Below are 22,426 nucleotides of genomic sequence, written 5' to 3'. Positions count from 1 at the left end.
CCAACCCGATAATTGCCAGTCGTCGCGCAGGAATGCGCGCAACAGAGGGCCACCGCACGTGGGCGGCCCTTTTCGGCGGGAGTATCGGGAGGAAGATGTGAAAACTTTGTGAGTTATTCCTGAACGGTTCGTTCAGCTTACGTTCAGCAAAGGGCGGGCTGGGTGCCGGAGGCTAGGTTGATTTGGGCTTGAAGGTGTGAGCGCAGGCGCAGCACTTCCTGCTGCAACTGATCGCGCTCGTCTTTCAACTGGCGCAATTCATCGCGTCGGACGCTGACGTAGAGGGTCTGTGGCGGGCGGGTCATCTGTGCTGTGCTCATTGCTTACCTCGCAAATAGCCGGTAGATCGCGGTGCCGGAACGCTTGAATCAAGGTTCTCGACAACAGTCGGAAGCAATTCTGAATTCTTTTTTGAATCAAGGGAACTTTTTTATTTTTGATGGTCTTGTGACTTTTTGGGCCGTGATGCTGAAACGATGGCTATTTTTTTGTCATGAAACTACACGGATCTGCTCTGGACTAACCCTCATTAGCCTCATTGCGCTATAAACTATGTCACACATTTTTTAGCAGTTAGGAGCATCAGCACATGCAACTGGGGATTATCGGACTAGGCCGCATGGGCGGTAACATTGCGCGGCGCCTGATGCTCAATGGGCATACCACCGTTGTATACGACCGTAACGAAGCATTTGTAAAAGGCTTGAGCGAGGAGGGCGCCACCGGCGTCGCCGACTTGAAAGCCCTGGTAGCCGGCCTGCAAAAGCCGCGCGCCGTTTGGGTCATGCTGCCTGCAGGCGACCCGACTGAAAACACCATCAATGAACTGAGCGAACTGCTGGAAGACGGTGATGTGATCATCGACGGCGGCAACACCAACTATAAGGATGACGTACGTCGCGCTAAAGCGCTGTCGGAAAAAGGCCTGCACTATGTCGACGTCGGCACCTCTGGCGGCGTTTGGGGCCTGGAACGTGGCTATTGCATGATGATCGGTGGCGACGCCGCGACCGTGCAGCGCCTCGACCCGATCTTCGCCAGCCTGGCTCCGGGCCTGGGTAATATCCCACGCACCAAGGACCGTTCCGCCCAGGCTGACAGCCGCGCCGAGCACGGCTACATCCATGCTGGCCCGGCCGGTTCCGGGCACTTTGTGAAGATGATTCACAACGGCATCGAGTACGGGATGATGCAGGCCTTTGCCGAAGGCTTCGACATCCTCAAAACCAAGAACTCGGAAAACCTGCCGCAAGACCAGCGCTTTGACCTCAACGTCGCCGACATCGCCGAAGTCTGGCGCCGTGGCAGCGTGGTCTCGTCCTGGCTGCTGGACCTGACTGCCGACGCCCTGGCTACCGACCCGAAACTCGACGGTTACTCAGGCTCCGTGGCCGACAGCGGTGAAGGCCGCTGGACCATCGAAGCGGCCATGGAGCAAGCGGTGCCGGTACCGGTATTGTCCACCTCGTTGTTCGCGCGTTTCCGTTCCCGCCAGCAGAGCACCTACGGTGACAAAATGCTGTCTGCCATGCGTTTCGGCTTTGGCGGCCATGTGGAGACTTCCAAAAAATGACCGTTAACGGCAAGAAACCCAAGGCCGAACCCGCTCCACCCACCACGCTGTTTCTGTTTGGCGCCCATGGCGACCTGGTCAAGCGCCTGCTGATGCCTGCGCTTTACAACCTGAGTCGTGACGGGCTGCTGGGCGATGGCCTGCGCATTGTCGGCGTTGATCACAACGCCATCAGTGACGCCGACTTCGCCAAGAAGCTCGAGGATTTCATCCGCACCGAGGCCGCGAGCAAGGTCAAGGGCAATGCCGACAACGCCCTGGACCCTGAGCTGTGGGCGCAGTTGGCCAAAGGTATCAGCTACGTCGAGGGTGACTTCCTCGACGACAGCACCTATGCCGACATCAGCAAGAAAATCGCCGACAGCGGCACCGGTAACGCGGTGTTCTACCTGGCCACTGCACCGCGCTTCTTCAGTGAAGTGGTGCAGCGCCTGGGCAGCGCCGGTTTGCTCAACGAAACCGATGACGCGTTCCGTCGTGTGGTGATCGAAAAGCCGTTCGGCTCTGACCTCGCCACCGCTGAAGCGCTGAACGCGTGCCTGCTCAAAGTGATGAGCGAGAAGCAGATCTATCGCATCGACCATTACCTGGGCAAGGAAACGGTGCAGAACATTCTCATCAGCCGTTTCTCCAACGTGCTGTTCGAAGCGTTCTGGAACAACCATTACATCGACCACGTGCAAATCACCGCGGCGGAAACCGTCGGCGTGGAAACCCGGGGTAATTTCTTCGAAAAAACCGGCACCCTGCGCGACATGGTGCCCAACCACCTGTTCCAGCTGCTGGCGATGGTCGCCATGGAGCCGCCGGCAGCGTTTGGCGCCGATGCGGTACGCGGTGAGAAAGCCAAGGTCGTCGGGGCCATCCGGCCCTGGTCACTGGAAGATGCGCGGGCTAACTCGGTACGCGGCCAGTACACCGCCGGCCAGATCGGCGGCAAGGCGCTTCCCGGTTACCGCGAAGAAGCCAACGTCGCGCCCGACAGCAGCACCGAGACGTTCGTGGCCCTCAAGGTGATGATCGACAACTGGCGCTGGGTCGGCGTGCCGTTCTACCTGCGCACCGGCAAGCGCATGAGCATTCGCGACACTGAAATCGTGATCTGCTTCAAGCACGCGCCCTACGCGCAGTTCCGCGATACCGAAGTGGATGAGCTCAAGCCCACCTACCTCAAAATCCAGATCCAGCCGAACGAAGGCATGTGGTTCGACCTGTTGGCGAAAAAACCTGGGCCGACCCTGGAAATGGCCAATATCGAGTTGGGTTTCGACTACAAGGACTTCTTCGAGATGCAGCCGTCTACGGGTTACGAAACCCTGATCTACGACTGTATGACCGGTGATCAGACCCTGTTCCAGCGCGCCGACAACATCGAAAACGGCTGGCGTGCGGTGCAGCCGTTCCTGGATGCCTGGAAAGAAGACGACGGTATCCAGGCCTACAAGGCCGGTGAAGATGGCCCGGCCGCTGCCGATGCCTTGCTGGCCCGCGATGGCCGCACCTGGCATAGCCTCGGATGAGTGACGCCGCGATCCATCCCATCCGGTTTGTACTGAGTGATATGGACGGCACGTTGCTGCGCGCTGACCACACGCCTAGCCAGCGCACCATCGACACGGTGCGCGCTTTGCGCGAAGCCGGGGTGTTCTTCAGCTTGGCCAGCGGGCGGCCGCCCAAGGCCATGATGCAGATGGTCGAAGCGTTTGGCATTGATGTGCCGGTAGCGGGCTTTAATGGCGGTACGTTGGTCAACCCCGATGGCAGCATACTGCTGGCGCATCATCTGCCGGCAGACGCGGCATTGGTTGCGCTGGCGCTGTTCAGCGCAGAGCCGGACGTAGAAGTCTGGCTGTTTGCCGACGGTGATTGGCTGCGCCGTGACCCGCCTGGCCCTATGGTCGCGCGGGAAGCGGATGGCTTGGGCTACGGGCCGGTGGTGGTCGAGAGTTTCGAGCCGTACCTGGATCGAGTCGACAAGATCGTCGCCGCCAGTCACAACACGCAATTGCTCAAAGAGCTGGAAGCACAGCTGCAACCCAAGGTCGAAGGGTTGGCGCATGTGTCGCGCTCACAACCGGTGTACCTGGACGTGACCGCCATGCTCGCCAACAAGGGTGAAGCCCTGAAGACCCTGGCGGCGCACCTTGGGGTGCCGCTTGAGCAAACGCTGGCCATCGGTGACGGTGGCAACGACCCGGCGATGTTTCACGTGGCAGGGTTGTCGATTGCCATGGGCCAGGCCGAAGAAGTGGTCAAGCGTCAAGCCAGCGTCGTCACCGGCAGTAATATCGAGGATGGCGCAGCCGAAGCTATCGAGCGGTTTATTCTCGCGCAGAAGTAACTGCGCCAGTTTGAATTGGCCACGCTCTAACAGCGAACTTGCGATCATTGTTTCTGCTTGCAGACAATGATCGCAAGTTGCTGCCTCGCATTACTTCGGCATTGCCCACGATTGCAACTGATGGCCATCTTTGTCGAGTTCGGCGCGCGCCTGCAACAACAAATCTTCCAGTTGCGCCGGGTCGGTATAGGCACTCGAAGACAGTTGTTTGCTGCCGATACGGGTATTGGTACGGTCGATGACGCTCAGGCTGAGGGCGCCATTGCCATCGTGCCAGGCCACGCACTGAAAGGGCTGGAAAGCACGGTCTGCGATCAAAAGAGCTTCGTTGATGCGGAGCGGGGCGTTCATGTGGGTGTTCTCTCTAAATGCCCATTCAAGTGAGTGCCGTCGGTTGGGCGAGCCAAACGGCTAGTTACTTGTACTGATGCACGATGGCGGGGTACGGGTCACATCCTAGAGCAAGAAATTTTAACTTTCCGTGATTAACGTCATGTAAGCGGCTGTTTTGGAAGCTGAATGAACGTTTCGGCGCGCCTCTAGTTTTTAGTCGAAAAGTCCGGGAGGTGGCTTTTTGCCAACACTTATAGCGAAACGGTACAAGTCGCGCGTCAATACCTTGCTAGTGTTAGCGCCAGGCATCACAAACCATTGTTTCTAAATAACTTTAATAATTCTGGCGCCAAGGAATAGTCATGGTTGTTACACCTGCCCAACGTCGCCTGCTGGTGGTCGATCCCTGTGACGACTGCCATGGGCTATTGCCCGGCCTGCGCACCGCCGGGTGGGAAGTGGACAGCTGTGCCCTAGGTGCGGTGGGCGATCGCTCGTGTGATGTGGGCTTGCTGCGCTTGCAGCCCGAGCACCTTGAACGCCCAGAAGCGGTCAAGGAATTGATCAGCCGCAGCGGTACCGAATGGATCGCCGTGCTCAGCCCGGATGTTCTGCGTCTGCAAAAAGTCGGTGATTTTGTCTGCGAATGGTTTTTCGACTTCCACACATTGCCTTTTGATGTGGCACGCGTGCAGGTCACGCTGGGGCGTGCGTTCGGCATGGCACGCCTGCGCGGCAAAGGCTACGCGCTGGTCGACGAGCCGGAACATGAACTGCTCGGCGACAGCCGACCCATCCGTGAACTGCGTAAATTACTGGCTAAGCTTGCGCCCACCGAATCGCCGGTACTGATTCGCGGCGACAGCGGCACCGGTAAAGAGCTGGTGGCCAAGACCCTGCATCGTCAATCCCAGCGGCATGCCAAGCCATTTGTCGCGATCAACTGCGGCGCGATCCCCGAACACTTGATTCAGTCCGAGCTGTTCGGCCATGAAAAAGGTGCGTTTACCGGCGCGCACCAGCGCAAGGTCGGGCGCATTGAGGCGGCCCACGGTGGCACGCTGTTCCTTGACGAGATCGGCGATTTGCCGATGGAACTGCAAGCCAACCTGCTGCGTTTTCTGCAGGAAAAACAAATCGAACGCGTCGGCGGCAGCCAGCCCATCCCGGTGGATGTGCGCGTACTGGCGGCGACACACGTCGACCTGGAAGCGGCGGTAGCGAAGGGCACTTTTCGTGAAGACTTGTATTACCGGCTCAATGTCCTGCAGGTGATTACCGCGCCGCTGCGTGAGCGCCATGGCGACGTGGCGATGCTGGCCAATCACTTTTCGCGCTTTTACAGCCAGGAAACCGGGCGTCGCCCACGCAGTTTCAGCGAAGATGCGCTGGTGGCGATGGGGCAACACCCGTGGCCGGGCAATGTGCGCGAGTTGGCCAACCGTGTACGCCGTGGCTTGGTGCTGGCGGAAGGGCGGCAGATCGAAGCCGTTGATCTGGGGCTGCAAGTTGAGCAGGCAATCGCGCCACCGATGGCTACACTGGAAGATTACAAGCACCGCGCCGAACGTCAGGCGCTGTGCGATGTGCTCAACCGGCACAGCGACAACCTGAGTGTCGCGGCCCGTGTGCTGGGGGTTTCCCGGCCGACCTTCTACCGGTTGCTGCACAAACACCAGATCCGCTAGGGCGGGTAAACCGAAAAGCCCCGCAACGACCCTTATCGTTGCGGGGCTTTTCTTTGTGGCCAGGGACGCTCCGCGCCCGGCTGTCCCTAGAAGTAATACGGTTACAATGGACAGGTTCGGCACAATCGTCAGGTTCTCCGACGCCGCAATGGTCATGCCGACGTTGAAATAACCGGCGTTCGCATCGCTGGAGACCACCGATTGCCAATCCTGGCCACTCTGCTTGACCCTGCTTTTACGTTGCACCAGGTCGGACACCGAGAACGACATACTCATCTTCTCGTTGAGGGCGAAAGCGACGCCCACACCGAACTGGAAGCTGTCACCCAGGCTGACTTTACCGGGGGTTTTCTGGTTGACGTTGGGGTTGATGTCGCTGAACGAATCCTCGAAGTTATGGGTGTAGGACAGCGAACCGAACAGCACCGCGGGATCGAACGTCTTGACCAGGGAAATGCCCGGCGTCACCGACCACACACCGTTACCGGTTGGCAGGCTTTCCGGTATCGCGAGGTTATCGTTGCCGGCTTGCTCAATCAGCTTGATGCCATACGGTTCCTTGCCGGTCGGCGCCTTGACCCGCAATGACACCACCGCGTCCGGCAGGTTGGCACTCTCATCGAGGAACTTATACGCAATGCCGAAATTGACATCGCCGATGGTTGGGTCTCGGGTGACCGAGCCTTCCGAGGTGTTTTTGGCATCGCCGCCGGCACCACCGGACTGGTAGGTCGCTTCGCGGTACACCACCGGCACGTTCAGGTCGAACTGCCAGCGGTTGTCCAGGTTGTAGCGGCCGGTGAGGTCCAGGGTCCAGCTGTCTGACTTGATCCGGTCCAGGTTGATATTGCCGAGGAAGATCGAGTCCAGTGCCAGAAAGCCGTTGAGCGACAACTGGCGCGCGTCGTAGCGCGCATAGGTGATGCCGGTTTCAAAGCTGAACTTGCCGTTGCCGAAAAAGCCGCTGGCCTCGTTGTACAAGTTGCTCACACTTTGTGCCGGCGCCGAGTCGTCCTTCAGGTTTTGCCCGTAGGAACTGCCACCCGCTGCGCCGCCAGAAGCTGCAGCAGCGCCGACCCCGCGTGTATTGCCGGCGACAGTGGTGCCGCCTTTCTGGAAGTCGGCAGGTGATTTGGCCAAGCGTTTGGGTGCCGGCGTGGCAGGTTGATCTTCTACTTGTCTTACGCGTTGCTCCAATACGGCCAGTGCTTTTTGCTGCACTTCATAACGCTGTTTGAGCTCCAGCAGTTCCTGTTTCAACGTCTCGATATCCGTATCCGGCGCGGCATACAGCACGGATGCGGGTAGGAGCGTACTCAAACAAATCACGGCACGTAACGATAACGATCGATGCATGAAATAAGCCGTCCCTTTCTAATGCGTAAGTGTCGTGGCTCAGCGTAGTTCAATAACCGGCAGGGCGTAGGCCTTTGAGTTGATCAAGATTCAGGTTCTGGGTGATGTTGTTCAAACCGTTGTTGCCCAGCACCACATTGAGTTGGGTCAGGTTGTTCACGAAATTGCTGTTGCCTTGAATAACCGTGCCTTGCAGGACATTGCCGCCGCCAATTTGCTGCACCACATTGCCCTGGTTGTTGTTGGCCTGAAGCGCCATTTGCAGCCCGCCATTTTTAGCCGTGACCGTGACTTGGCCGGCCGCCGTGCCGCCGGTAATCGGCTGGCCGGCAACGAGGGCCTGCCCGGATTGCACGTAATTGGCCGGCGCCAGGCCGTTTTTCGTCACATTGATGTCGACGCCGTTATTGGCGGTGTTACCGTCACCTGCCGCCCGCACGCTTTGCGTGACGCCTTGGCCCGTGCCCAGGCCCGCACCGCCCACCACAGTGCCGGTGCCGTTAGGCTGCTTGACCACGCCGGTGCCGTCGTTGCCGGTAATCTGCACGTAGAACTGCGGGGTGATGGTGGAAGCGTTGACCTGCATATTGGCGGTACCGGTGACGGTTGCACCGGCGGCGTTGGTCCAGGTGCTGCTCATCACCAGGCCAAAGCTGACGATCCGTCCGGGCATCACATAACGACCGCGCAGGTCAGCCATTTCCGAGTCTTTGAGTTCGATCGGCGTGAACGCGGAGGATGCGTAAGCCGGTGCTGAGGCTGCCAAGCACATGACCGTCAGCCAACGGAGAGTGTTCATCGTTTGCTCCTGGAGCATCCTGCTCCTTATTGCGCCTCTAGAAGAAGTCGCTCTGGATGAAACCGAAGTCCATCAATTCACTGTCGCGCACCGGGCTGAACTCGTTCAGCTGGTTCTTGGCGGTCAGCGGGGTGGGCGGCGTGAGCAGGGCGTTGGCCTTGTCATAGCCCTCGCCGATCACCGCGAACACAATGCCGTTCCAGCCCTTAACGAAGTCGTCCTTGGCATAGCGCTTGTTACCCAGCACGGGGTCGCCGATATACACCCACTCCTTGTCGGCACGCTGCAACACCACGAAGTGCTTGTAGCCGCGAATTTCCAGCAGCACGACCACGGGCACTTTCACGGTGATCAGCACTTCAGGCGTAATCCGGTAGCCCTTGGCGCGCATGTGGATGCTTTCCAGATAGCGCTTCATGTCAAGCATGGAGAAGCCCTGGGTGCGGACCAGATCCTGGTCCGCGTTGATCAGCATGCCCTTGATGACGTGGTCTTCATCCACGTCCATCCAATAGGCTTGGCGCAGGATGGTCGCCAGTGCGGCGGCACCGCAGCTGAAATCGGTTTTCTGTTCCACCAGGTTGGCGAATTTGCGCTCGCGGATGCTTTCGACCTTTTTGTACATCAACCCACCGCCGGGCATGACGATTGCCACTTGCCCCGCCAAGGCGTGGCCGGTGAGTGCGAGCAAAAGAAGGACGGCAACGAGGCGCATGATCGTATGACCTGCTGGACACTGGAAATAAAAAGGGCCTTGTTGCCAAGGCCCAATCAGGATCAGAAGCGAGTGATTGCTACGTTGTTCTGACCTTGGTTGTTGCTGCCCGACAGAACGTTGGAGTTCGACACCCCAGAGCTGTAGTTCATCGAGTTGTTCACGCTGGCGTTGTTGACCACCGGTTTGGTGTTCCAGCCGTGGCCGCTGGCCAGGTTGAGGGTCAGGTTGCCCGATACATCTTGCACGCCGGTAACGGCGGCGGCGCCGCTGTTGCCATTGCCCGAGGCGATTGCAACGCTGTTGCTGCCTTGGTTGGAGGTGCCCGAGGCGGCGTTCAGTTGAATCACACCCGAAGCGTGGTTGCCGCTGTCGTTGAGCGAAGCATTGTTTTTGGTGCCGCTGTTGACCACCAGGTTGCCGGTATTCGATTGTGCGGTGCCGGTGGTGGCAAACACGAAGTCGGCATCGCCGGCAACGATAGCCACATCGTTTTTACCTTGGTTGTTGTCGCCGCTCAGCACGTTGCCGTTGGCCACGCCGCTGATGTGGTTGTAGGAGTCATTGGCGGAGGCGTTGTTTTTGGTTTTGTCATTGATCACTACGTTGCCGTGGTTGCTTTGACCATCCATGGTGGCGACCATCCAGTGTGGTTGCCGCCGCCGTGGTAGGAGGTTGACCCGCTTGAGCAGCAACAGCCATGAGCGCAGCGAGAGCGAAAGCCAGTGGTTTAAGAGCCATTGTAGTTTTCATGGTGTATCTCCTTGCTTCTAATTAGTTGGTTAAGTGTTGGTACGGTCTATCTAGCGACTCAGCTCCATCAGTTGAGTCGTACATTCAGGGTGTTAGCCACTCGGTTCCCCACCCCGGCGCTCTGGTTGACCTGAACCACTCCACGGCTGCCGGTGAAGGCCTGGTCGCTGGTAACGACCTGGCGGCTGCCAGTGGTAGGGGTCAACGCTGAGTCGGTTGCAAGCGCAACGTTCTGTTGCGACATGACGCTGTCGTCGATGCTTTGCGGGCCAGCGCTGAGGCTGATACGCACGGCATTGATCATCTGGTTCTGGGCCCCGGCCGACTGGTTGACGCTCAGTGCACCGTTGCCATTGCTGAAAGAGTTGCCCTGGATCGCGGCCTTGGCGTTCAAGGCGCGGTCGGCGGCGGCACCGCTGATTCTCTGGGTGACGGAGATGTTGGCCTGGGCGTTGTGGCCCACGGCGATGGCGACGTTATTGCTCAACTGTTGCTGGTCGCCGGCGGCCTGGTTGATCGAGGCCACGCCGTTGTACTGGCTGCCCGAGTTGTCGATAGTTGCGTTGTTGTTGCTGCTGTCGGCCATCGCCGCTGTGCAGCTGAACGCTGCGAGAAGCATCCAGGAGCGATTCATTTCATTGCCCCCCCGACCATGCCGCTGATGTTGTTCAACGGGGCGAGTCCGCTGGAGATCGCGCCGTTGACGGTGCCCGCAATTGCGCTACCACCCCCGTGGCCGGCTGCACTGGCCGCACCCAGGTTGTTGGCGCTGCCGATGTTGTTCAAACCGGTGATGTCACCATTGGGCATGATGCTGCGGGTAATGCTTGAGCCACTGCTGATACCGGCGATGTCGTGGTCGCTCAGCTCATTGCTGGTCGCGCGGAAGACTTGCGCAGAGGGGTTGGCATTGACGGTGGTGGGGTAGGGGTCGACGCCGCGTGCACGGCCGATCGAATAAGGCTGGACCTGACGTTCGACCACGATCACACCGTCGCCCGCCGCGAGCACTGGAAAGCTCACGCTGGCACTCAATGCACAGCTGATCAGCAGGAGGCTCAGTGAGCCTGGATTGTGTGTGTCCACGGCAGTGTTCCTTATTCTTCGCGCTGACCCTAAACAGCGCTGTAAGGGAAAGAGCAGAACGCGTGCCGCTTTTGGTTTTGTGTTGATATTCAGTGGGTTGTGATTAAGGCGGGGCGAAGTGATGGCCAGGGTGTTTCAGCGTTGAGACACCCGCCGTATGGCTGGGTATGCCCAGCCCCACCGCAGGGGTGTCTCAGCGATGTAACAGTGCCCATGACAAAAGCATGAGTCCGCACCGGGTGGGCGGTTCAGGCCAGGCAGGTGTATCAAAAATGGACACTGCGGGCGCAAGCACGCCCATGGGTGCAACAAAGGCTTAGCCTTTGGGCGTTTTACGCGGGATGGAGTTGAGTACGGGGTTGCCGTCCTGGTTCTGGGTCAGGTAGACCGGCAGCACCTTGGGCAGGGACGGGATGAGGTTATTGACCTCATTGATGTTGTAAATGCCGCCGATGCGAATCGTCCCGGTTGTGGCGTCGGCCAGCATCACCGGTTTGTTCAGGTAGCGGTTGATCAGCGGCAGCGCATCGGCCAGGGCCAGATTGTCGAGCACCAGCTTGCCCTGGCGCCATGCCAGGCCTGCGTCGTTGGGGTGGGTGACGGCGACCTGCGGGGCGGCATCTCCCGTGTGGTAACTGGCCTGCATGCCGGGGCTGAGCGGCACGCTGGCGTGCAGCGCGTCGCTGGCAATCTGCACTGAGCCTTCAAGCAACGTGACCCGCACCTGGTCTTCATACTTCCAGACGTTGAACTGGGTGCCGGTGACCCGAACCTGCCCTTCGCCCGCGCGCACGATAAACGGGTGATTGCCGTCATGGCTGACTTTGAAAAACGCTTCGCCCTTTTTCAGGGTCACCCGGCGCTGGTTTTTGTAGTTGCTGTAGACCAGTTCAGTACCCAGGTTCAGCTCGACCTGGCTGCCATCGCCAAGGGTGACCTTGCGCAGGCCATTGGCGGCGTCAAAGTGTTCATAGGAACTGGGCAGCCAGCCCGCTTCCCAGCCGGTAAAGGCCGCCAGCGGCAATGCGGCGAGGCACACTGCGGCGGCCACTGCGTAGGTGCGCAAGCGGCTGCGCGGCTTGAACGGCACCACCACTGCCACAGGTTCGCTGCGCGGCAGGTGATCGGCCACGTCCCAGATTTCCAACATGGCCGCATATTCGAAGGCATGCAGCGGGTCGGCATCGTGCCATTGCGCAAAAGCCTGACGTTCGCCCGCCATGCAATCACTGGCATGCAGGCGCATGCACCAATGCGCGGCGGCGTCGGTGATGGCGTCATATTCGGCTTCTGAAAGGGACTTTTCGCTCATTAACTCATCCTGATTTCGCGCATTCTAACCTCCTGAGGCGGACCGCGAGAACAGCCATCATGGCGATTGCACATCAATTGGAACTTATTCTCGTTTGGGACTATCAGAAATTACAGGACACGAGTCCGTCATTCCCACAATGGAGTACGAACATGCTGAAGAAAACCTTAGTCGCCCTGTGTGCAACCACCGCCCTGCTCAGTGCCGGTGCAGCGATGGCTGATAAGCCGGGCGCGGGCTGGATTACCATCGAAAAGGCCATCGAAGTGGCCAAGACCAAGGCTGGATACGTCGAGGTTTACGCGGCCGAAGCGGACGACAACGGCTATTGGGAAGTTAAAGGCCGCAAGTCCGATGGCACCGTGTATGAAGCACGTATCGACGGCGCTTCCGGCAACATCCTGCGCGACCAGAAAGACTGACGGTGCCTCTGGGGGCTGCTCAAGCCCCCGGATCCAATACGCGGCCCAGGTGAGTAATCAAGCAGGTCGCCGAATCGGCGTTGGCCAAGAGGGTGTCCATGCGCGTGTCGGCGTCGCTCATGAATACCTGTCGGGCAGCTTTTAGGTGCTTGGCGCCGGTGGTACTGAGGATTTTTTGTTTAACCGAACTGGTTTCAGTGCCGCCACCAACGTCTTTCCAAACCCCCTTGCTGATGGTTCTAGTATTTACCCGGTTGAAAGAACCGAGTGTTGGCGCCGGTGGTACTGAGGATTTTTTGTTTAACCGAACTGGTTTCAGTGCCGCCACCAACGTCTTTCCAAACCCCCTTGCTGATGGTTCTAGTATTTACCCAGGTCCGGTTGAAAGAACCGAGTGACCAAAAACAGCCTGCGCTTATTGTCATCGCGAACAGTAAAGGCGAAGCCTCTTTGCGGATTCTGATGAGGCCGTGCGCAAGTTGACATCAGGCGCGGTGCGTGGTGTTTAATCAACGGCCTGAATGTCCATTCGTTGCCCCCTTCCAATCATAAAAACGGAGCTTCAAATGTCTGCGCAGTCTCCGACAGTTGCCACGGCGTCAATCTCTATCGGCTTCACTGAGTTGGTGGTATTGCTACAACAGGTCTTCGTCACGCACGGCACATCGCCTGAGGTGGCCGCCATCCTGGCGCACAACTGCGCCAGCGCCGAACGCGATGGCGCGCATAGCCATGGCATCTTCCGCATCCCCGGTTACCTCAGCACCCTGGCCAGCGGCTGGGTCGACGGCAAGGCCGTGCCGGTGGTCACCGATGTGGCGTCCGGCTTCTTACGGGTAGACGCCTGCAATGGCTTCGCCCAACCTGCGCTGGCGGCGGCTCGCGCGTTGCTGGTGGCCAAGGCTCGCAGTGCGGGTATTGCATTGCTGGCTATTCACAACTCCCATCACTTTGCCGCGTTGTGGCCGGATGTCGAACCCTTCGCCGAAGAAGGCCTGGTGGCGCTGAGTGTGGTCAACAGCATGACCTGTGTGGTGCCCCATGGTGCCGATCGCCCGCTGTTCGGCACCAACCCCATCGCCTTTGCCGCACCACGGGCAGACGGCGCGCCCATCGTGTTTGACCTGGCCACCAGCGCCATTGCCCATGGCGACGTGCAGATTGCCGCGCGCAACGGCGAGCGCCTGCCGCCGGGCATGGGCGTCGACAGCCTTGGCCAGCCGACCCAGGACCCTAAAGCCATCCTTGAAGGCGGTGCATTGTTGCCGTTCGGCGGGCACAAGGGCTCGGCACTGTCGATGATGGTCGAGCTGCTGGCGGCGGCGTTGACCGGTGGCAACTTCTCGTTTGAGTTCGATTGGTCGGATCACCCGGGTGCACGCACGCCCTGGACCGGGCAGTTATTGATCCTGATCGACCCGAGCAAAACCGCCGGGCAAAGCTTTGCCGAGCGCAGCCAGGAACTGGTGCGGCAGATGCATGCAGCGGGGTTGCGGCGGTTGCCGGGGGATCGGCGCCATCGCACACGGGCGAAGTCGCAGGAGGCTGGGGTTGAAATTGAAGCGAAGGATCTGCAGCAGCTACAGGAATTGGCCGAAGGTTGAACCGGGCTGCTGCCGCAGGCAGCAGCCCCAGTCGCTTAGTTGCGACGACCGAGCAACAGACCCACCACCAGGCCAAAGCCTGCGGAAATGGCCACGGTCTGCCATGGGTGGCCACCGATGTAGGTCTCGGTGGCATCCACCACCGGCTTGCTGCGCTCGCGCACGTTGGACACCGAGTCCAGCGCTTGCTTGAGCTTGATAGCGACCTGCTCGCGCAAGGTTTCGCCTTCCTCGCCTATCAGGGCGGCGCTGCTTTTGAGCAGCTTGTCCGATTCTTCGATCAACGCCGTCAGTTCACTGAACGCTTGATCCTTGATTTGATCTTCAACAGCTTGGGCAGTTTGGGCGACAGTTTTGCGGGCCATTGTGTGACTCCTTGCGAGTGAATGTGACAGTGAATAATGGAGTGTCGGGCCGCGCCAAAAGTTGCAGTTTTTTTGCTGGCGGCGCTGCGCTGAGTAAAATCCGAATCTGGAAGTTTCGACCTACAGTGTAAGATGTCGCCTATTTGTGCAGCAGGTAATTCAACATGAGCTTCAATCTGGCCAACAAAACCCTCGCCGAACGCGCCGAGCTGGAAGATGAAAAGTCCCGCCTCTACGACCTGTGGCAGACCAACCTGGGCAAGGCCAAGGGCGAAGCGGCGCGGTTGTTTGGCGAGCGCGCCAAGCGTAAAGGCAAGTGGGCCGAGTGGGTGCGCGCCGAGCTTGATGGCATGTCGCCGCCGGAGTTTTCCAACATGGTGCGCAGCGAAGTCAACAAGCTGATGGCTGCGGCTAAGTAAAGCACGCCACCACCGCCTCGCGGACTTTCAGCAGCAGCGGATCGCGCTGGGCCTGGGTACGCCAGCCCAGTTCCACCGGGTAGCGCGGCAGCGCCAGCGGGCAGGGCAGCACGCGCAAGCCGCTGAGCTGCGCAATGGCCTCGGCGGCATGCCCGGGAATCGTCGCTACCGCGTTGCTGCCCTTGAGCAGGAACGGCAGTGCGGCAAAGTGGCTGGTGGACGCGCACACCTGACGGCTCAACCCTTGGGCCGCCAACCCTTCATCGGTAATCCCGATAAACCCGCCCGACGACACCAACACATGTTCGCGTGCAACAAACGCTTCCAGGCTGATGCCGAGCTGGCCTGGCGCCATGCTGTGCGGGTCGACCAGGCAGCGGTAATCGCCTTCCCCCAACACGTGCCGGCTCAGCCGGCGCTCGGCAAAGCCGCCGGCGGTGATCGCCAAGTCCAGGCTGCGGTCGAGCAGGGCGCCCGCGACGATCTGGCTGTGGGTTTGCCGGAAGATCACCCGCAGTTTGGGCGCGCGCAGGGCAATTTCCTGCATCAGTTGGCGGCCATGGGCAATCTCGAAATCATCGGACAAGCCCAGTACCACTGACCGGCCCTGGTAGTCGGGGTTATCCGGATTGATCATCGCCAGACTCTGTCGGCAGCGGTCCAGCGCTTCGCTGATCACCGGTTTCAGCTGGTTGGCGCGCAAGGTGGGCGCCAAACCGCGACCAGTGCGTACAAACAATTGATCGCCATACAGTTCGCGTAAACGCCTCAGGCCTGCGCTGACCGCCGACTGGGTGACGCCCAGGCGCAATGCCGCGCGGCTGGCGCTGGACTCATCGTGCAAGGCTTCGAAGGTTTTCAGCAGGTTCAAATCAACCTGGGCGATATTCATTTGGCTCATATCATTTAGCACTGAGGTGGGCTTTATTCATGATCGAGGCTGGCCGGAGAATGGGCAACCCCTAACATTTGGAGTGATCGTGATGCCCATTTCTACCGTGGCCGCTTTGCAAATCGGTTCGTTGCCCGGCGGCAAAGCTCAGACCCTGGCGCAAATCCTCGCCTATGAGGACCAGATCCTGCGCAGCGGTGCGCAACTGGTGGTGATGCCCGAGGCCTTGCTGGGCGGCTACCCCAAGGGTGAGGGTTTCGGCACGCAGTTGGGTTATCGCCTGCCCGAAGGTCGCGAAGCGTTTGCGCGCTACTTTGCCAATGCCATCGACGTGCCAGGCGTGGAGACTGAGGCGCTGGCCGGGTTGTCGGCACGCACCGGCGCCAGCCTGGTACTGGGTGTGATCGAGCGCAGTGGCAGCACGCTGTATTGCACCGTGCTGTATGTCGAGCCGTCGGGCGGCCTGGTGGCCAAGCACCGCAAGTTGATGCCTACCGGCACCGAGCGGCTGATTTGGGGCAAGGGCGATGGCTCGACCTTGCCGGTGATCGACGCAGCGGTAGGCCGCCTCGGCGGCGCGGTGTGCTGGGAAAACATGATGCCTTTGCTGCGCACCGCGATGTACGCCAAAGGCGTGGAGGTGTGGTGCGCACCCACGGTGGATGAGCGCGAGATGTGGCAGGTGAGCATGCGCCATGTTGCCCATGAAGGCCGTTGTTTCGTGGTAAGCGCTTGCCAGGTGCAGGCATCGCCTGAGGCGTTGGGCGTGGAGATTGCCAACTGGCCGTCAGACCGGCCGTTGATCGCTGGCGGCAGTGTGATTATCGGGCCGATGGGCGACATTCTCGCTGGGCCGCTGCTGGGGGAGGCGGGGCTGCTGACCGCGCAGATCAATACCGATGATTTGGTACGCGCACGTTATGACTATGACGTGGTGGGGCACTATGCGCGGCCGGATATTTTCGAGCTGGTGGTGGATGAGCGCGCCAAGCCGGGGGTGCGCACTATCACTGACTAAAGCTTGCCGGCGATAGCGGTCTTTGGGGGGCGCTTCTTTAGGTAGATTGGGTACATATCCGTTGCTGCGGTAACCGCTTCGCGAGCAAGCCCCCCCCCATTAGATCTTCATTGTTTGGCTGATTTGAGTTCCAGCCACTCCTCGCGGGTCATCTCCCAAATGTCCCGCGGGAAGCTGCCTGCGACAAATTGGCCTGTCTGCGTCCTGATCAAGCGCATCCCGGCGCGTTCCGATATCCGCCGTGACCCTTGGTTGGGTGCGGCTTTGGGCACACGCATCAGCGGGCGCTTGAGCACATCAAACCAATACTCGGTCACCGCCGCGCTGGCTTCGGTCATCAAGCCTTGGCCTTGCCATTGCGGGCCCAGCCAGAAGCCCCGGTTATCGTCCTGCTCATCCATCAGGCAGATATTGCCGATCAACTGTTCTGGCGCACTTTTGAGGCGGATCGACCAATGCCAATGTTCGCCTCGGGCCATGGCCGGCAAGGCGACCTGTTCCAGGAAGCTGCGAGCGCCATCGGCTGGGAAGGGCCAAGGCACCTCGTCGCTGAGGTAGCGCACCACTTCCCAATGCGCGAATTGCTGCTGGACGGCCTCGACATCGTCCAGGGTCAGCGGGCGCAGGATCAGTCTTTCGGTGAACAAAGTCGGTTGCATGGCGTTTACCAGGTGGCCGTGTTCGGCAGGTTCAACGTACCGCGATCGACAAAACGCTGGGTTCCGAACAGGCCACCCGCGAGTTTGCCGCGCAGTACGTAAGGCAGCTTGTTCAAGCTTTGGGTCTGGCTCAGGCCCAGGGTCTGGCGCAATACAGAAAACGCTGAAACGCTGACCGGCACTGTCAGCACGGTCTCGGAAAAGCGTGGGATGCTTCCGGTTTGATCACTCACCCCAGACGCCAATGGCCGGCCATTGACGTCCAGGTCCAGGGCTACGCCGCTGTAGTCAATCGCCGTTTCATTGGGGTTTTGCACCCGCAGCTTCACGGCGAAGCGCACTTCCAAGTCCTGGCTTTGCAGCGGCTCGATCCCCACCACGGTGATATTCACCGGGTCGCGGTTGGGGAACAGCGCGCAGGCGCTCAAGGTCAGCAGCAGTAACGATAGAACCATGAGCTTGCGCATATAAAGGTGCTCCTATTTCGTGACGTCCGGATCCTGCATGACCTTGAGGGTAGAGGACTCCGGATCAAATTCATCTTCTTGCAGCTCTATGAACTCTTCCGGCAGGAAAATGTTCAGCAGGATTGCACAGAATGCGCCCACGGTAATCGGCGATTCGAAGATGTTGTGCAGCGCCTTGGGCAGGTCGCGCAACACTTCCGGCACGGCGGCCACGCCCAGGCCCATGCCTAGCGAGATCGCCACGATCAGCACATTGCGCCGGTGCAGCCCGGCTTCGGCGAGGATCTTGATCCCGGCCACCGCCACGGTGCCGAACATGATCAACGTGGCGCCGCCGAGCACCGGCTTGGGCATCAGTTGCAGCACCGCGCCGATCATCGGGAACAGCCCCAGCAGCACCAGCAGGCCGGCGATAAAGTACGCCACATAACGGCTGGCTACGCCGGTCAACTGGATCACCCCATTGTTCTGGGCGAAAGTCACCATCGGCAGGCTGTTGAACGTCGCCGCCATCGCCGAGTTGAGGCCATCGGCCAACAGGCCCGACTTGATGCGCTTGATATACAGCGGGCCTTTGACTGGCTGTTGGGAAATCATCGAGTTGGCGGTCAAGTCACCGGCGGCTTCCAACGGTGAAATCAGGAAGATCACCGCCACCGGGATAAATGCCACCCAGTCGAACGAGAAACCGTATTTGAACGGCACCGGCACGCTGATCAACGGCACTTGAGGCAATGCGGCCAGGTCGACGCGGCCCATCCACCAGGCCACCACAAACCCCAGGGTCAGGCCGATCACAATCGAACCCAAACGCAGGAACGGGTTGTTGAAGCGGTTGAGCACCACGATGGTCAGCAGCACCAGCGCCGCCAGGCCCATGTTGCTCGCCGCGCCCAGCTCGCTTGAACCAAAGCCGCCGGCCATGTCGGTGACCGCCACTTTGATCAACGACAAGCCCATCAACGTGATGATGGTACCGGTCACCACCGGTGTGATCAGTTTGCGCAATTTGCCGATGAACTGGCTGAGCACCACTTCGATAAACGCCGCGAAGAAGCAGATGCCGAAAATCGTCGAAAGAATCTCATCGGTGCCACCGCCCCGAGCCTTGACCATAAAGCCGGCGCTGAGGATCACGCTGATAAACGAAAAGCTGGTGCCCTGCAGGCACAGCAGGCCGGAACCGATCGGGCCAAAGGTGCGCGCCTGCACGAAAGTGCCCAGGCCCGACACGAACAACGCCATGCTCACCAGATAGGGCACTTCGCTTTCAAGGCCCAATACGCCGCCGACGATCAACGTGGGGGTGATGATGCCGACGAAACTGGCGAGCACGTGTTGCAACGCGGCAAAAATCGCCGCGGTGAAGTGCGGGCGGTCTTCCAGGCCGTAGATCAGGTCGGATTTATAGCGGGGGCGAGGGGTTTGAGCTTCAGACAAAATACAGGCCCGAGAAGGAAAGGGGCGCGCAGGATGCCAGAAAGTTCCAGCTGTCAGAAGTGTGTAAAAATATTTCGAAACATCCTGCATAAAATCCACTCGCCTGCCGATACCCTCGTTAAGCCCACCCAACTATTACAACAGTGGTGCCCAAAGATCAGAGCTGCGCGTTGACGCCGGCTGATCGTGTCGCGGCAGGGATGCACGCCAACACTACTTCTCGAGAGCAGCCCTATGTCCCTCCGTCATCTGAATATTGCCCCTCGCGCGTTTCTCGGCTTTGCGTTCATTGCGTTGCTCGTCGTGATCCTTGGTGTATTTGCCGTCAACCGCATGACGCAGATTCGCCAGTCTTCGCTGGACATGGGGACCAATCAATTACCCAGTGTGAAGTATCTCGGCAACTTGACCGAGAACGTCCTGCGCCTGCGCATCCTGTCTTTTCGCATCCTGATCAACCGCGAGCCGGCAGCCCTGGAAGAAGCCAAGACCCGCGTGGCCGTATTGGTCGATAAGGTCAAGCAGGCCCAGAGTGCTTATGCCGTCATGCCGGCAGGTGCGGAAGAGGCGGCGCTGTACAAAACCTTCGTCGCGACCCTCGACAGTTACTTAGCCGCCCAGGCCGAGATGATGTCGCTGTCCCAGCAGAACAAAGTTGAAGAGATGCGCACCTTGATCAATACGCGCATCAAGGACGGCACCGACCGGATGGGCGAGCAGTTGAACAAGCTGATCGCCATCAACGGCGCCGACGCTGACCAGGCGGCTCTGGATGCTGAAAGCAGCTATCAGCAAGCTGTCACCGGGATCATCATCGTGTCAGTGGTCGCGGCACTGATGACGGTATTGCTGGCCTGGCTGCTGACTCGCAGCATCGTTACGCCGCTGCTCAAAGCCGTGGAAGCGGCCGAAACCATCGCCGGCGGCAACCTCACCAAGCTCATCGAAGACGATGGCAAGGATGAGCCGGCGCGCCTGCTCGGCGCCTTGTCGGCGATGCAAATCAACCTGCGCCAGACCATCCAGCACATTGCCGGTTCGGCCACGCAGTTGGCGTCTGCTGCGCATGAGTTGAGCGTTGTCACCGAAGAGGCCTCCAAAGGCCTGCAACAACAGAACAACGAAATCGACCAGGCCGCCACAGCCGTCAACGAAATGACCGCTGCAGTGGAAGAGGTGGCGCGCAACGCGGTGTCCACCTCCGAAGCCTCCAGCCAGTCGAACCAAGCGGCACGTGAAGGCCGCGACCGCGTGGTGGAAACCGTCGGCGCGATCCAGACCATGACCCAGGACGTGCAAAACACCTCGGTGATGATTGAAGGCCTGGCCACTCAAGGCCGTGACATTGGCAAGGTACTCGACGTGATCCGCGCGATTGCTGAACAGACCAACCTGTTGGCGCTCAACGCGGCGATTGAAGCGGCCCGCGCCGGTGAAGCCGGGCGTGGCTTTGCGGTGGTGGCCGATGAAGTGCGGGCTTTGGCCCACCGCACTGCGCAGTCGACCCAGGAAATCGAGAAAATGGTCGCCGGCATTCAGACCGGCACCGGTGAAGCAGTGCAGTCGATGCAGCAGAGCAACCAGCGCACCCACAGCACCCTGGAAATGGCCCGCGCCGCCGGTGTGGCGCTGGAGCAGATCACCCAGTCCATCAGCCTGATCAACGAGCGCAACCTGGTGATCGCCAGTGCGTCGGAAGAGCAGGCCCAGGTTTCCCGTGAGGTGGACCGCAATCTGGTCAACATCCGCGACCTGGCGACCCAGTCGGCAGCCGGTGCCAACCAGACCAGCGCAGCCAGCCATGAGCTGTCGCGCCTGGCGGTGGATTTAAATGGGATGGTCGCGCGCTTCGTTATCTGACACTTAAATGTGCGGGAGCGACGGTGCGGCGCTCCCGCCGTGGGACGTTGACCCATCGCGCTTGTATGGCGGCCAGGCGTATGGCGGCGGCCAGCCGCTCTACCGCCCAGGCAGCATCAAAGTCAGTGCCATCCGCGCCTTGCCCAGCCAGCGCCATGATCAACTCGTGCACTTCCAGAGTCTTCAACTCGTTGTAACCCAGTTGATGCCCAGCGGCTGGGCTGAACGCGGCATAGCCGGGCAGGGCGGGACCGGCCAGCACACGTTGGAAACCGTCCTGGCCGACGCGGCACACCTGTAGTTCATTCAATCGTTCCTGGTCAAACGCCAGCGTGCCTTGAGTGCCGCTGATCTCAAAACTCAGGTGGTTTTTGTAGCCGTGCTTGAGCCAACTGCTGCTCACCGTGCCGCGCGCGCCATTGGCGAATCGCAGCAGGGCATGCACTTGGTCATCCACTGCGATGGGTTTCAGGTCGCTGCTGCCTTTGACGGCTGGACGCTGGGCGTGGACGGTCTGGGTGTCGGCGCACACGCTGTGCACATCGCCGACTAAATAGCGCGCCATCGACAGCAAGTGGCTGCCCAAATCGGCCAGGGCGCCCCCGGCATGCTCCACTTCGCAGCGCCACGACCAAGGCGAGGCCGCGTCGGCCATGAAGTCTTCGCTGAACTCACCCTGGAAACTGATGATTTCGCCCAGCTCGCCATTGGCAATCATCTGCCGCGCCAGGCTGATCATCGGGTTGTGCTGATAGTTGTAGCCGACCCGTTTGACGACCCCAGCCGCACTGGCGGCGCGGCGCATGGCGTCGGCCTGCTCCAGGCTGACGGCCAGCGGCTTCTCGCAATACACCGCTTTGCCCGCCGCTATCGCTGCCATGGCCATGGGGTAGTGCAAGTGGTTGGGCGTAGTGATGGCCACCACGTCGACCTTGGGGTCGTTGATCAACGCCTGCCAGTCGCCATGGGCCTGGGCAAACCCCCAGGCCGCGGCACAGCGTTGGGCGCGTTCGGTGTCGGCATCGGCCAGCGCGGCCAGCTTGAGGTGTACCGGCAGTTCGAAGACCGCGCGGGCATTGTTGAACGCCAGGGCGTGGGCGCGCCCCATGAAGCCCGTGCCGATCAGGCCGATTCCGAGTTCACGCATAGCGGTGTTCCTTTGAATTATTGTTTTCAAGAGGGGTATTAATGGAATAAAAATTCGCACATTTCAAGATATGGAATAAAACATGCGGTAATGCAGTCATATTCAGCCCATGGCCAAAAGCCGCCAGTTAACAAAAGATAACGTAGCGCCGATTGTCAGACGATTCGAAACCCCGAT

The 22,426-nt window shown here is 59.9% G+C and carries 24 protein-coding genes and 1 pseudogene; 9 read left to right on the top strand and 16 right to left on the bottom strand.

What is annotated here, in order from left to right:
• Positions 1-143: 143 nt before the first annotated feature.
• Positions 144-320 carry a DUF6026 family protein gene (locus GJU48_RS13290; RefSeq protein WP_155296013.1) on the bottom strand — a complete coding sequence of 59 codons (177 nt, stop codon included), beginning with the start codon at positions 318-320 and terminating at the stop codon, positions 144-146.
• Positions 321-589: 269 nt separating this feature from the next.
• Here GJU48_RS13290 and gnd point away from each other — a divergent pair, with 269 nt between their 5' ends.
• From gnd to GJU48_RS13275, 3 genes are read left to right on the top strand one after another with little or no spacing between them, the layout of a single operon-like run.
• Positions 590-1,573, top strand: a complete 984-nt coding sequence (gene gnd, locus GJU48_RS13285; protein WP_094950673.1) for a phosphogluconate dehydrogenase (NAD(+)-dependent, decarboxylating) — start codon at positions 590-592, stop codon at positions 1,571-1,573.
• The gene (gene zwf, locus GJU48_RS13280; protein WP_094950674.1) at positions 1,570-3,093 is read left to right on the top strand and encodes a glucose-6-phosphate dehydrogenase; all 1,524 of its coding nucleotides are present in this window, start codon (positions 1,570-1,572) and stop codon (positions 3,091-3,093) included. Before gnd ends, zwf begins: the two co-directional genes overlap by 4 nt.
• Complete coding sequence (locus tag GJU48_RS13275; protein WP_094950675.1) at positions 3,090-3,914, top strand: HAD family hydrolase; 825 nt, start codon at positions 3,090-3,092, stop codon at positions 3,912-3,914. The genes zwf and GJU48_RS13275 overlap by 4 nt, the downstream gene beginning before the upstream one ends.
• A 90-nt stretch (positions 3,915-4,004) precedes the next feature.
• Here the strand turns inward: GJU48_RS13275 and GJU48_RS13270 are convergent, their stop codons facing one another.
• The gene (locus GJU48_RS13270; protein WP_083358686.1) at positions 4,005-4,265 is read right to left on the bottom strand and encodes a hypothetical protein; all 261 of its coding nucleotides are present in this window, start codon (positions 4,263-4,265) and stop codon (positions 4,005-4,007) included.
• A gap of 344 nt (positions 4,266-4,609) precedes the next feature.
• Between GJU48_RS13270 and GJU48_RS13265 the strand changes: the two genes are divergently transcribed.
• The gene (locus GJU48_RS13265; protein ID WP_094950676.1) at positions 4,610-5,935 is read left to right on the top strand and encodes a sigma-54 dependent transcriptional regulator; all 1,326 of its coding nucleotides are present in this window, start codon (positions 4,610-4,612) and stop codon (positions 5,933-5,935) included.
• Positions 5,936-6,040: 105 nt separating this feature from the next.
• On the opposite strand, the pseudogene GJU48_RS13260 reads toward GJU48_RS13265, so the two are convergent.
• The 7 genes and pseudogenes from GJU48_RS13260 to GJU48_RS13230 form a co-directional block, all read right to left on the bottom strand.
• Positions 6,041-7,291, bottom strand: a pseudogene (locus GJU48_RS13260) (hypothetical protein); the annotation flags it as partial.
• A gap of 49 nt (positions 7,292-7,340) precedes the next feature.
• On the bottom strand, positions 7,341-8,090 hold the full coding sequence (locus tag GJU48_RS13255; RefSeq protein ID WP_094950678.1) for a hypothetical protein: 750 nt from the start codon (positions 8,088-8,090) through the stop codon (positions 7,341-7,343).
• A 37-nt stretch (positions 8,091-8,127) separates the two neighbouring features.
• The gene (locus GJU48_RS13250) at positions 8,128-8,805 is read right to left on the bottom strand and encodes a C39 family peptidase (protein WP_094950679.1); all 678 of its coding nucleotides are present in this window, start codon (positions 8,803-8,805) and stop codon (positions 8,128-8,130) included.
• A gap of 62 nt (positions 8,806-8,867) precedes the next feature.
• Positions 8,868-9,437, bottom strand: coding sequence for a heme utilization protein (locus GJU48_RS13245; protein ID WP_256671144.1), 570 nt, complete (start codon positions 9,435-9,437; stop codon positions 8,868-8,870).
• 188 nt (positions 9,438-9,625) lie between these two features.
• Positions 9,626-10,192 (bottom strand): adhesin, encoded by a 567-nt coding sequence (locus tag GJU48_RS13240; protein ID WP_094950681.1) that lies wholly within the window; start codon positions 10,190-10,192, stop codon positions 9,626-9,628.
• Positions 10,189-10,644, bottom strand: a complete 456-nt coding sequence (locus GJU48_RS13235) for a hypothetical protein (RefSeq protein WP_094950682.1) — start codon at positions 10,642-10,644, stop codon at positions 10,189-10,191. Before GJU48_RS13235 ends, GJU48_RS13240 begins: the two co-directional genes overlap by 4 nt.
• A gap of 316 nt (positions 10,645-10,960) precedes the next feature.
• Positions 10,961-11,956: a FecR family protein gene (locus GJU48_RS13230; RefSeq protein WP_094950683.1), complete on the bottom strand. Its 996-nt coding sequence runs from the start codon at positions 11,954-11,956 to the stop codon at positions 10,961-10,963.
• Positions 11,957-12,108: 152 nt separating this feature from the next.
• Here GJU48_RS13230 and GJU48_RS13225 point away from each other — a divergent pair, with 152 nt between their 5' ends.
• Positions 12,109-12,378: a PepSY domain-containing protein gene (locus tag GJU48_RS13225; protein WP_094950684.1), complete on the top strand. Its 270-nt coding sequence runs from the start codon at positions 12,109-12,111 to the stop codon at positions 12,376-12,378.
• Positions 12,379-12,397: 19 nt separating this feature from the next.
• On the opposite strand, the gene GJU48_RS13220 is transcribed toward GJU48_RS13225, so the two are convergent.
• Complete coding sequence (locus GJU48_RS13220) at positions 12,398-12,706, bottom strand: hypothetical protein (RefSeq protein ID WP_155296012.1); 309 nt, start codon at positions 12,704-12,706, stop codon at positions 12,398-12,400.
• A 238-nt stretch (positions 12,707-12,944) separates the two neighbouring features.
• On the opposite strand from GJU48_RS13220, the gene GJU48_RS13215 reads away from it, so the two are divergent.
• The gene (locus tag GJU48_RS13215; protein WP_094950686.1) at positions 12,945-13,982 is read left to right on the top strand and encodes an Ldh family oxidoreductase; all 1,038 of its coding nucleotides are present in this window, start codon (positions 12,945-12,947) and stop codon (positions 13,980-13,982) included.
• Between the two features lie 35 nt (positions 13,983-14,017).
• Here the strand turns inward: GJU48_RS13215 and GJU48_RS13210 are convergent, their stop codons facing one another.
• Complete coding sequence (locus GJU48_RS13210) at positions 14,018-14,347, bottom strand: DUF883 family protein (protein WP_094950687.1); 330 nt, start codon at positions 14,345-14,347, stop codon at positions 14,018-14,020.
• Between the two features lie 164 nt (positions 14,348-14,511).
• Between GJU48_RS13210 and GJU48_RS13205 the strand changes: the two genes are divergently transcribed.
• The gene (locus GJU48_RS13205) at positions 14,512-14,766 is read left to right on the top strand and encodes a hypothetical protein (RefSeq protein WP_003190904.1); all 255 of its coding nucleotides are present in this window, start codon (positions 14,512-14,514) and stop codon (positions 14,764-14,766) included.
• Here GJU48_RS13205 and GJU48_RS13200 read toward each other — a convergent pair.
• Positions 14,759-15,658 carry a LysR family transcriptional regulator gene (locus GJU48_RS13200; RefSeq protein ID WP_094950688.1) on the bottom strand — a complete coding sequence of 300 codons (900 nt, stop codon included), beginning with the start codon at positions 15,656-15,658 and terminating at the stop codon, positions 14,759-14,761. The genes GJU48_RS13205 and GJU48_RS13200 overlap by 8 nt on opposite strands.
• A 91-nt stretch (positions 15,659-15,749) precedes the next feature.
• Between GJU48_RS13200 and GJU48_RS13195 the strand changes: the two genes are divergently transcribed.
• Positions 15,750-16,676 (top strand): carbon-nitrogen hydrolase family protein, encoded by a 927-nt coding sequence (locus tag GJU48_RS13195; RefSeq protein ID WP_094950689.1) that lies wholly within the window; start codon positions 15,750-15,752, stop codon positions 16,674-16,676.
• Positions 16,677-16,783: 107 nt separating this feature from the next.
• Here GJU48_RS13195 and GJU48_RS13190 read toward each other — a convergent pair whose 3' ends face one another.
• From GJU48_RS13190 to GJU48_RS13180, 3 genes are read right to left on the bottom strand one after another with little or no spacing between them, the layout of a single operon-like run.
• Entirely contained in the window at positions 16,784-17,335 is a 552-nt protein-coding gene (locus GJU48_RS13190) for a GNAT family N-acetyltransferase (protein ID WP_094950690.1), read from the bottom strand.
• Between the two features lie 5 nt (positions 17,336-17,340).
• Positions 17,341-17,802: an LEA type 2 family protein gene (locus tag GJU48_RS13185; protein WP_094950691.1), complete on the bottom strand. Its 462-nt coding sequence runs from the start codon at positions 17,800-17,802 to the stop codon at positions 17,341-17,343.
• 12 nt (positions 17,803-17,814) lie between these two features.
• Positions 17,815-19,242, bottom strand: a complete 1,428-nt coding sequence (locus GJU48_RS13180) for a nucleobase:cation symporter-2 family protein (protein WP_094950692.1) — start codon at positions 19,240-19,242, stop codon at positions 17,815-17,817.
• A 234-nt stretch (positions 19,243-19,476) separates the two neighbouring features.
• On the opposite strand from GJU48_RS13180, the gene GJU48_RS13175 reads away from it, so the two are divergent.
• Entirely contained in the window at positions 19,477-21,102 is a 1,626-nt protein-coding gene (locus tag GJU48_RS13175; RefSeq protein WP_094950693.1) for a methyl-accepting chemotaxis protein, read from the top strand.
• On the opposite strand, the gene GJU48_RS13170 is transcribed toward GJU48_RS13175, so the two are convergent.
• Positions 21,095-22,249 (bottom strand): Gfo/Idh/MocA family protein, encoded by a 1,155-nt coding sequence (locus tag GJU48_RS13170; RefSeq protein WP_155296011.1) that lies wholly within the window; start codon positions 22,247-22,249, stop codon positions 21,095-21,097. The genes GJU48_RS13175 and GJU48_RS13170 overlap by 8 nt on opposite strands.
• Between the last annotated feature and the right edge of the window lie 177 nt (positions 22,250-22,426).

Origin of the sequence: Pseudomonas sp. IB20 (assembly GCF_009707325.1) — a bacterium.
GTDB lineage: Bacteria > Pseudomonadota > Gammaproteobacteria > Pseudomonadales > Pseudomonadaceae > Aquipseudomonas.
The sequence above is the reverse complement of the archived record's forward strand: the minus strand, read 5'-3'. Positions and strand labels throughout refer to the sequence as shown.